This is a genomic window from Roseburia sp. AF42-8 (genome assembly GCF_003435965.1).
GTDB lineage: Bacteria > Bacillota > Clostridia > Lachnospirales > Lachnospiraceae > Roseburia_C > Roseburia_C amylophila.
This window is the reverse complement of the sequence record NZ_QTVB01000027.1, coordinates 24,929-35,293: the sequence shown is the minus strand read 5'-3', so window position 1 is coordinate 35,293 and position 10,365 is coordinate 24,929. Positions and strand designations below refer to the sequence as shown.

Genomic DNA, 10,365 nt, shown 5'->3' with positions numbered 1-10,365 from the left:
ATACTATTGCTTTTATAGTGAACCAAATCATATGGATAATACGGTACATCTTTCAAATTGCTGTCATCTAAATTTAATATTTTTGCAATAGCTCCTGCTTCAAAACTCCAGTAACCAATATTTTTGCAATAGCTCCTGCTTCAAAACTCCAGTAACCGTAATACAATTTTTCTTTTGCTTTATGAATATCGTACCATCCCATATTTTTATGTCCCACATACCAATATTTTTCCAAATATTCTTTTAATTTTTCAACTGCTTTTTCTCTATTTGCAACAATATCCGTCAACTTATCATATGGGAAGCCAAAGGAATAGTCTCCTTCCAGTTGTTCTATGCTTCCATGCATTTTGTAATTAACAAAAAATTCCAATAAAGCATCTTTCCGATTATATTGAGTTACCAAATCCGACAATATACCAAATTGTTCTCTGTTTACGTCAAACAAAATTGCAAGTGCCATCATCCACAGCATATCAATATAGCCAGAATTACCCTTCCAATACAATGGCATATCATTTAATAACTGCATAAAATCATTTTCTAACTTTTCTACGTCTTCACCGGCAGAATATCTTGCAATAAGTAATTCAAATTGTATCGCATCTATCTTTCTTTTTACGGAATAAATTCTATCTTCTCTTACCTCATTACTTTTTAATTTATTTTGAAATTTTCTTATTCGCTCTGTCTCTTCCAGAATATATTCCGTAAAATATTGTTCATTCATCACTGTATCACGCAATGCCTGTTTCTCCTTAGTAGTGCTTCTCTTATATTATCTCCAACGATGCGCCTTTAAGAATTTATCCGGAATTCTTAACTTCAGTTCTCTTTCTAATTCTTTAAAAAAGACATCAAAATCAGCCTCTTCCCACCATTGTTGTGAGTTACTTAATGCCACTGTTCTTTCTCCATATGATATGCAGCATCCAAATCTTCCTCTTTCATAATTCAACCTTATTGGAAAATAATCATATGCTGTAAATTCCACGCTGAATGCTCGGTTATTCGCATCATCATATACGTCCAAAATGCAAAAATCTTTAACTTTATCCCCCATTTTTTCTTTTGCCATTTTAGTAAAATTAATTGCCATTGTTTGTGTCTCATTAAATTCCATACCAATACCCTCTGTTTTATTATCCATTCCTATTCTCCTATCAAATTTTTACCGTTTTCATCCATCCAATATCTCTGTTTTTCTGGTATTTCTTCTGTAAAATCCTGATACTTTCCTATCCAGCCATCTGGAACAAACACTTCAAAAGATTCCGGTTCAGCATAATACGATATAAATACCCGATTTTCAAAATCTATTAAATAGATGGATTATATGCTAATTTATCACTTCAAAAGATTCCGGTTCAGCATAATACGATATAAATACCCGATTTTCAAAATCTATTAAATAGATGGATTATATGCTAATTTATCATTATAATCAGATTCCTTCATTAACATTTTCTTTAATTCTTCGGCTGTAATTTTATATTCTTTTATATGATCCAAAAATTGTGTTTTCGACAATTCATTTACTACTTTTATGCCAAATCTGGAATCATCATCAAAAGTATCATTATAGCCTTTCTTACGATATGCTTCTTCTAACTTAGGATAATCTAAAAAGCAATAATCTTTGTCTAAAATATACCACTCTATACAGCCGCACGATTTTATTGCTACTATAATATTTTCTGCATATATTGGTTTCATAATATATCTCCTTAAAGACCTGCTATTCTATTTTTATTGCCTCATATCATTTGGGATTATCACCGGAGAATTCCGGAATCTATGAATTGTACTATCTAATCATTTCATCTCATTTTTTCATAGCTCAGTACTCCCGCTGATTCTTCAGCAACTACCTATCAGATTAACCATTTTACATTTCTTTGTCAATTGTCATTTTTATTCAAATTATGTTTCCGTTTTTGTATATATTATATAAACGCTGCCTGCGCCTGTAGTGCCTGCTACCGGCAGCTTCTTACAGATGCCCGGCAACAAAAAATTCAGCCCCATGTGTTCCACTTGAAACACATGAGGCTGTTTTTTTACGCGAGTAGCGAGAAAAATCGCATGCTTGCATGCAGATTTGGCGAACACCGCGATAACTCGAGAAACTCGCAAAGCGTGTTTCTCGTAGTTGCTCTTAAATATTCTTCACGGTTGCAATATCTACCAGAGTAAGCTCTGACTGAGCATTTTCCAAGCTGGTTGCCAGTGCGTTGGCTGTATCCATTGCCGTGATACAGTATACGCCGGTCTCAATTGCATTACGACGAATCAGGAATCCGTCACGGTTCTTATCACCATTTCCCTGGGTCGGTGTGTCGATGACAAGGTCAATCTTATGGCCTAAGATTAAGTCCATAACGTTTGGTGACTCCTGGGTAATCTTATTGACACGCAGTGCATCTACGCCATGCTCCTGTAAATATTTTGCAGTACTTCTGGTTGCATAAATCTTGTAGCCTAAGGCTGCAAAACGTTTTGCTACGCCGACTGCTTCCGGCTTGTCCGCATCTTTTACCGTCATAATCATCTGCTTATATTTCGGAAGCTGAACACCTGCTCCTAAGAAAGCTTTATATAAAGCTTCATCAAAGGTCTTGGCAATTCCTAAGCATTCTCCGGTGGATTTCATTTCCGGTCCAAGGCTGATTTCTGCTCCACGCAGTTTCTCGAAGGAGAATACCGGCATCTTGATTGCGATATAATCTGCGGTTGGTGCAAGTCCCGGTGTGTAACCCATTCCCTTGATGGTATTTCCAATGATAACCTTGGTTGCCAGGTCTACGATTGGAATACCGGTAACTTTACTGATATATGGTACCGTTCTTGAAGAACGTGGATTTACTTCGATGACATATACCTGCTCGTCCATTACGATAAACTGGATGTTAATCAGTCCTACTACATGTAATGCCTGTGCTAAACGCTTGGTATATTCTACCAGCATTTCTCTTACTTCATCACTGATGGTCGGTGCCGGATATACGGAAATACTGTCTCCGGAATGTACTCCGGTACGCTCGATATGCTCCATGATACCAGGAATTAAAATATCTGTACCATCGCATACGGCATCTACTTCGATTTCCTTACCCATCAGGTATTTATCAACCAGAATCGGGTGATCCTGAGCAATACGGTTGATGATTCCGATAAATTCTTCAATCTCTTCATCATTGTATGCAATCTTCATACCCTGTCCGCCCAATACATAGGAAGGACGAACCAGTACCGGATAACCCAGACGGTGTGCAACTTCTTTTGCTTCCTCTGCAGTAAATACAGTTCCGCCTGCTGCTCTTGGGATTCCGGTCTTCTCTAAGATTTCATCAAAGAGCTCTCTGTCCTCGGCAGCATCTACATCTTCTGCCTTGGTTCCAAGAATCTTGACACCCATCTTCATTAAGCTTTCGGTCAGCTTGATTGCGGTCTGTCCACCGAACTGAACTACAGCTCCGTCCGGTTTTTCTAATTTTACAATTGCCTCAACATCTTCCGGTGTCAGCGGCTCAAAATACAGTTTATCTGCAATATCAAAGTCTGTTGATACGGTCTCCGGGTTGTTATTTACGATAACTGTCTCCCAGCCTTCCTTGGCAAAAGCCCAGGTGCTGTGTACAGAACAGTAGTCGAACTCGATACCCTGTCCGATACGGATTGGACCGGAACCTAATACCAGAACTTTCTTCTTCGGTGTTGTCTCTTCTGCTTCGTTTTCACTGCCAAATACGGAATAGTAATATGGAGTGGATGCTTCAAACTCTGCTGCACAGGTATCAACCATCTTAAAGGCTGCTACGATACCATTTTCGTAACGCATGTCATGAATTTCTTTTTCACTCTTTCCGGTAAGTTCTGCAATGACTTTATCCGGGAATTCCATACGTTTTGCTTCTTTTAAAAGCTCTACGGTAAGTGGTTTTGTCTTTAAATCCTGCTCCATCTCAACTAAGATAGCCAGTTTGTCAATAAACCATTTATCAATCTTTGTAATCTCATGAATTTTATCATAAGATACGCCACGGCGCAGTGCTTCTGCAATCACCCAGATTCTGCGGTCATCTACTACATGTAACTGCTCCTGTAATTCCTCATCAGAAAGCTTGCTGAAGTCATAGGATAAAAGACTGTCTACATGCTGCTCTAAGGAACGGATTGCTTTCATCAGGGCACCTTCAAAGTTATTGCAGATACTCATAACTTCTCCGGTTGCTTTCATCTGTGTTGTTAACGTACGTTTTGCAGTGATGAATTTATCAAATGGAAGTCTTGGGATTTTTACTACGCAGTAGTCTAACATCGGCTCAAAACTTGCATATGTCTTTCCGGTAATTGCATTCTTGATTTCATCTAAGGTATAGCCCAGTGCAATCTTTGCAGCAACTTTTGCAATCGGATATCCGGTTGCTTTGGATGCTAATGCAGAAGAACGAGATACACGAGGATTAACCTCGATAACACAATATTCGAAGGTTTCCGGATGCAGTGCGTACTGTACGTTACATCCACCGGTAATATTTAATTCGGAAATGATATTAAGTGCAGAAGTACGCAGCATCTGGTACTCTTTATCACCTAATGTCTGGGAAGGTGCTACTACGATAGAGTCTCCGGTATGTACACCAACCGGGTCAATGTTTTCCATATTACATACAGTAATACAGTTTCCATTGGCATCACGCATTACTTCGTACTCGATTTCTTTCCAGCCTGCGATACAACGTTCTACCAGTACTTCTCCGACACGGCTCAGACGAAGTCCGTTGGATAAGATGTCGATAAGCTCTGTCTCATTATGTGCGATTCCGCCGCCGCTTCCTCCTAAGGTATAAGCAGGACGAAGTACAACCGGATATCCGATGGTATTGGTAAATTTGATACCATCTTCTACATTGTGTACTACCTGGGATGGTGCACATGGCTCACCGATTTTTTCCATGGTATCTTTAAATGCCTGACGATCCTCAGCCTTAAAAATTGTCTCAGCAGTTGTACCAATCAGTTTGACACCCTGTTTCTCTAAGAATCCGGATTCTGCTAACTCCATACCAAGGTTAAGGCCTGCCTGTCCACCTAAGGTAGGAAGGACGCTGTCCGGTTTTTCTTTTATGATAATCTGCTCTAATACTTTTGCAGTTAATGGCTCGATATAAACTTCATTTGCAATATCCTTATCTGTCATAATGGTAGCAGGATTGGAGTTTACCAGAACAACTTCGATTCCTTCTTCTTTTAAAGAACGACATGCCTGTGTTCCTGCATAGTCAAACTCTGCAGCCTGTCCAATGACAATCGGACCTGAACCAATTACTAATACTTTTTTAATATCTTTATTCTTAGGCATTATTTCGTTCCTCCCATCATCTCAATAAAACGGTCAAAAAGGTAAGCAGAATCCTGTGGTCCCGGACATGCTTCCGGATGGAACTGTACGGTAAAAATGTTCTTTCCGACATACTCTAATCCTTCGTTGGTTCCATCGTTTACATTTACAAATGCCGGTTTTGCAATTTTCTCATCCAGGGTATTGGTATCTACTGCATAACCATGGTTCTGGCTGGAAATGTATACACGGTTGGTCTTTAAATCCTTAACCGGATGATTTCCTCCACGATGACCATATTTCAAATGATATGTGTCTGCACCGGTTGCAAGTGCCATCAGCTGATGTCCCAAGCAGATTGCAAAAATCGGTGTGTCGGATTCATATAATTTACGAATCTCTGCAATAATCTCCTTGCACTCCTTCGGGTCTCCAGGTCCATTACTTAACATGATTCCGTCCGGATTGGTGCTTAAAATTTCTTCTGCTGTGGTGTGTGCCGGATAAACGGTAACTTCACAGCCTCTTTTATTTAATGACTGGGCGATGTTTCTCTTAGCACCAAGGTCTAACAGTGCTACTTTTTTGCCCTTTCCAGGCAATACGCTTTTCTCTTCACAGGTTACTTTATCTACCACATTTCCTGTGGTGTAAGCCTTTAATTTTGGAATAATCTCATCCAGATTGTAATTCTCATCTGTTGTAATCATTCCATTCATTGTTCCCTTTTCACGTAAGAGCTTGGTTAATGCTCTGGTATCAATTCCTGCAATTCCCGGTATATCGTATTTTTTCAGAAAATCCTGAATGGTTCCTTCACAACGGAAATTACTTGGCATTCTGGATAATTCTCTTACGATATATCCATCTACCCATGGACGTCCTGACTCCATATCCGGTGTAATTCCATAATTTCCAATTAACGGATATGTCATTACTACCGCCTGTCCTGCATAAGATGGATCTGTCAGTACCTCTAAATACCCTGTCATCGACGTATTAAATACGATTTCACTGATGACTTCCCGTGTTGAACCGATGCTGGTTCCGGTAAATACATTGCCATCTTCCAATATAAGAAAAGCTTTCATTTGTTCACCCTGTCCTTTCTATTCTTCCGATACCTGCGCAAAAAAAAAGAGTCAGTCATCTCTTTTTCCTTCCTTTTGCATAAAAAATGCACCAAACCTGCACAGGCTACCTAAATTGTAAAAATTCTACCATATCGGGAAGGTTTTTTCAACCTTTTTCGCAAAACAAATAGTCACTAAGTTTGATGCATATTTATCCATTTTTTATGCATTTTTCCTTTTTCCTCTATAATAACCGCCTTCCATTTTTCCGTCACGCCAAAAGAAGCCGCATTACTGCAGCTTCTTTGACGTTTGTTAAAGAATATCATTTATCTATAGGAGTACGATTATTTCACATTAAAAGCTTTCATTCCCGGATATACTGCGCTTTCGCCCAATTCCTCTTCGATGCGGAGTAACTGGTTGTATTTTGCAACACGCTCACTACGGCTTGGTGCCCCGGTCTTAATCTGGCAGGTATTCAATGCTACTGCCAAATCCGCAATCGTGGTATCCGCTGTCTCTCCGGAACGATGGGAGCTGATTGCTGTATAGCCAGCCTTATGCGCCATCTTGATTGCCTCTAAAGTTTCAGATACAGAACCAATCTGGTTTAACTTAATCAGGATTGCATTTCCTGCACCCAGTTCAATTCCCTTGGAAAGACGTTCTGTATTGGTAACAAATAAATCATCACCAACTAACTGCACCTTGTCTCCAAGTCTTGCTGTAAGTTTCTGCCAGCCTTCCCAGTCTTCTTCATCCAGACCATCTTCAATGGAGATAATCGGGTATTTCTCGCATAATGCTTCCCAATGTTCAATCAACTGCTCTGCAGTATATTCCGTGCCAGCTTTCGGAAGTTTATAAAAACCTTTGCCTTTTTCGCTCTTCCACTCAGAAGATGCAGCATCCATGGCAATCTTAAAATCTTTGCCCGGTTCATAACCAGCTTTCTTGACTGCCTCTAAAATAGTTTCGATTGCTTCTTCATCTGATTTTAATGCAGGTGCAAACCCGCCCTCATCACCCACTGAAGTGGCAAGTCCACGTTCTTTTAATATAGAAGCAAGTGCATGGAATACCTCTGCACACCATCTTAAGCACTCTTTGAAGCTTGGTGCGCCTACCGGCATGATCATAAATTCCTGCACATCAAGACCAGATGATAACGCATGGCATCCGCCATTTACAATATTCATCATCGGTACCGGAAGACGATTGCCGGAAATTCCACCAAGGAAACGATACAGTGGAATATCTAAAGAAATAGCTGCTGCTCTTGCTGTTGCAATGGATACCGCAAGAATTGCATTGGCTCCCAGTCTGGATTTGTCTTTGGTTCCATCTGCCTTACGCATTGCCGCATCAACTGCATAAATATCAGATGCATCCATTCCTGTGATTGTATCATTGATAATTGTATTGATATTTTCTACCGCCTTCGTTACCCCTTTGCCAAGGTATCTTGATTTATCTCCATCTCTTAATTCCAGTGCTTCAAATTCTCCGGTTGATGCACCACTTGGTGCAGTCCCTCTTCCTACTGTACCATCTGCAAGATATACCTCTGCTTCTACAGTAGGATTTCCTCTGGAATCCAAAATTTCACGTCCGACTACTTTTTCAATCTCTAAGTAATTCATGTCCTATACTCACCTTTCCTCTTTACATTTTGTCAGATACAGGACTTTTCCTCCCGGAAGAATATTTCTTCCGGTGAATATGGATATTGCCGTCTCCATATTCTAAAGGAGTCCCTATGATTTGCACGAAGTTAGTTATTTCTAACTTCAATTATTGTATACTAACTTTATAAAAAGTGCAAGGCGCTTGGCGATTAGGTTTTCTCATTACTGCGGCGGATTACATCTTGAGCATGGTTCCAGTCCCATACTCTTCGCCTCTGACAAAGTCACCTCATGGTCACTCTTTTTTAAATAAGAACAACCTGCCGAATGATATTTTGAACCGGTGTCTGTAATATGTACCATAACAGAACTGCTTTCGCCGGCTGAACTGCCGGCTGTACCGGCAGCTATACCTGCATCACTGCTGCCTGATGATGTAGTGCTGTCTGCAGCTGAATTATTTGCCACAGACGAGCTGCTATCATTATTCGAAGTTCCTGCTCCGGAAGATGCTGCATTTTTTGTAGTATCACTGCTTCCGGTAGGTTCTCCTGCTTTCCAGCTTTCTGATGGAGAGCAGTTCCAGGTGATATTATTTCCATCCGATGTTGCAACAATCGTACCCTGCTCATCGGTACGGAACACAGATATACCTGTTGCCCGCAGACGGTTCAGCACCTCTGCATGAGGATGTCCGTATTTATTGCCTTCACCGGCACTGATTACCACATAAGTTGGTGATACCTTATCCAAAAATGCCTGACTTGTGGCTGTTTTGCTTCCATGATGCGCCGCTGCATAGACATCTGCGGAAACATCAATTCCATTACTTAAAATGTCCTCTTCCGCTTTTTCTTCTGCATCTCCGGTAAAGAGGAAACGGTTGTTGCCATTCTGCACCAGCACACCCACCGACCAGTCATTCATGTCATTTCCATAGTCTGCATTCGGTGCCACGATGGTAAAAGTTGCTCCGCCCAAAGTATAAGTCTCTCCAACTACCGGATAAGTAGTCTGATAGCCCTTGGACTTCATTGCCTGCACCACATCATCATAGGTTCTGGTATCATTTGCCACATTTGGCATGATAATCGTATCACAGTCAAATTTATAAATTGCTACATCCAGTCCGCCAATGTGGTCTGCATCCGGATGTGTTCCTATGACATAATCCAGTTTCTCTACACCCTGGCTCATAAGATAGGACTGTACCGTTGTTCCTTTGTCATTATTACCGGCGTCTATCAGCATGTAATGACCATCACAGGATATCAATGTAGCATCACCCTGCCCTACGTCTATGAAATGCACTTGCATCTGTCCGGCGGAACTGCTATCTGTCTTATAGGTATTACTGATGACTCCTTCAGTAACAAAATCTTCGGTATCACCGTCCGACTCTGTATTGGTACTGGTCTCAGTTTCTGTTGCGGCCTGCGATTCCGTGGCAGCGGAACTTTCCCTGCCAGGATTTTCTTTCTTATTATCGGAATGATTGCCGATTGCTCCGGCTATCATCAGTACGAAAATAATAACAGCAATCCATAATTTCTTGTTTCCGGATTTCGATTTCATTTTCCTAACTCCTCCGTTTTTCTTAAAATTTCTTTTCTATTATAATATTTTTTTTATGTTTTTTCCACAGAAAAAACACTCCAGCCTAAGCCAGAGCGTCATCCCACTTCCATATTAAACTACCTTAATTTACTTCATAATATTTATTTCTTTTATATTTCTCAGTTACTTTACTAGGTGCCACATTTCCGACTCCTGCACAGCCATTTTTTCGGCTAGATGATGGTTGCTTTTCTGACTCTGTTATCGCCATCTTTTCAACCGCCTTATTGTCAACTGGCTGTAAACCTATCTCATCAAATGGAATTTTTACATATAAATGATTATGTTTTGAAAATCCACCGAATCTGCGAACCAATAATCCCTCATCATCTAATTCCTTCAATGTTGTTTTTACAGAAGATTTGCATTTGCCGATTTGAACAGACAATTCATCTATTGGAAATATCAGATAAACGTTTCCATACTTGTCTATCCAGCTATTCTTTCTCGATATCCGCGCCCGGTCATACAAAATCATATAAAGGAATTTTGCAGTTTGAGAAATTCGCAGTTTTAGCAAAAACTTCGGAAACCGGAAGTACTGAATCATCTGCTTTGACTCCTTCATGTATTCATATTTCATTCTTTTCTCACCTCATTTCTGTTTCTAACTGTTGTAAAAATCATTTTTATGCCGGCTAAAAAATGTTCTTACACATATATAAAAGATGAAGGGCATAAACACAGGCTCTTGATGAAA

General features: G+C 40.1%; 9 protein-coding genes. All 9 read right to left on the bottom strand.

Going from position 1 to position 10,365, the window contains the following annotated elements; translation table 11 throughout:
- Positions 1 to 80, bottom strand: an 80-nt coding sequence (locus DW059_RS17825; protein WP_442969772.1) for a hypothetical protein, incomplete at its 3' end; no start/stop codon positions are given.
- Positions 74 to 745, bottom strand: a complete 672-nt coding sequence (locus DW059_RS11040; RefSeq protein WP_117698810.1) for a PoNi-like cognate immunity protein — start codon at positions 743 to 745, stop codon at positions 74 to 76. The genes DW059_RS11040 and DW059_RS17825, both read right to left, overlap by 7 nt.
- Before the next feature lie 33 nt (positions 746 to 778).
- Positions 779 to 1,150: a hypothetical protein gene (locus DW059_RS11035; protein WP_199534338.1), complete on the bottom strand. Its 372-nt coding sequence runs from the start codon at positions 1,148 to 1,150 to the stop codon at positions 779 to 781.
- A 257-nt stretch (positions 1,151 to 1,407) separates the two neighbouring features.
- Positions 1,408 to 1,716, bottom strand: coding sequence for a hypothetical protein (locus DW059_RS11030; protein ID WP_117698809.1), 309 nt, complete (start codon positions 1,714 to 1,716; stop codon positions 1,408 to 1,410).
- 442 nt (positions 1,717 to 2,158) lie between these two features.
- Positions 2,159 to 5,365 (bottom strand): carbamoyl-phosphate synthase large subunit, encoded by a 3,207-nt coding sequence (carB, locus tag DW059_RS11025; RefSeq protein ID WP_117698808.1) that lies wholly within the window; start codon positions 5,363 to 5,365, stop codon positions 2,159 to 2,161.
- Positions 5,365 to 6,435: a carbamoyl phosphate synthase small subunit gene (locus DW059_RS11020; protein WP_022243003.1), complete on the bottom strand. Its 1,071-nt coding sequence runs from the start codon at positions 6,433 to 6,435 to the stop codon at positions 5,365 to 5,367. The genes carB and DW059_RS11020 overlap by 1 nt, the downstream gene beginning before the upstream one ends.
- A 329-nt stretch (positions 6,436 to 6,764) precedes the next feature.
- Entirely contained in the window at positions 6,765 to 8,063 is a 1,299-nt protein-coding gene (eno, locus tag DW059_RS11015; protein ID WP_117698807.1) for a phosphopyruvate hydratase, read from the bottom strand.
- 207 nt (positions 8,064 to 8,270) lie between these two features.
- Positions 8,271 to 9,623 (bottom strand): ComEC/Rec2 family competence protein, encoded by a 1,353-nt coding sequence (locus DW059_RS11010; protein WP_117698806.1) that lies wholly within the window; start codon positions 9,621 to 9,623, stop codon positions 8,271 to 8,273.
- A 124-nt stretch (positions 9,624 to 9,747) separates the two neighbouring features.
- Complete coding sequence (locus tag DW059_RS11005; protein WP_117698805.1) at positions 9,748 to 10,248, bottom strand: replication initiator protein A; 501 nt, start codon at positions 10,246 to 10,248, stop codon at positions 9,748 to 9,750.
- Between the last annotated feature and the right edge of the window lie 117 nt (positions 10,249 to 10,365).

What these genes read in the sequence shown, in the direction of transcription:
- eno (WP_117698807.1), bottom strand. Translation starts at nt 8,063, where the DNA reads ATGAATTACTTAGAGATTGAAAAAGTAGTCGGACGTGAAATTTTGGAT.
- DW059_RS11020 (WP_022243003.1), bottom strand. Translation starts at nt 6,435, where the DNA reads ATGAAAGCTTTTCTTATATTGGAAGATGGCAATGTATTTACCGGAACC.
- DW059_RS11035 (WP_199534338.1), bottom strand. Translation starts at nt 1,150, where the DNA reads ATGGATAATAAAACAGAGGGTATTGGTATGGAATTTAATGAGACACAA.
- carB (WP_117698808.1), bottom strand. Translation starts at nt 5,365, where the DNA reads ATGCCTAAGAATAAAGATATTAAAAAAGTATTAGTAATTGGTTCAGGT.
- DW059_RS11005 (WP_117698805.1), bottom strand. Translation starts at nt 10,248, where the DNA reads ATGAAATATGAATACATGAAGGAGTCAAAGCAGATGATTCAGTACTTC.
- DW059_RS11030 (WP_117698809.1), bottom strand. Translation starts at nt 1,716, where the DNA reads ATGAAACCAATATATGCAGAAAATATTATAGTAGCAATAAAATCGTGC.
- DW059_RS11010 (WP_117698806.1), bottom strand. Translation starts at nt 9,623, where the DNA reads ATGAAATCGAAATCCGGAAACAAGAAATTATGGATTGCTGTTATTATT.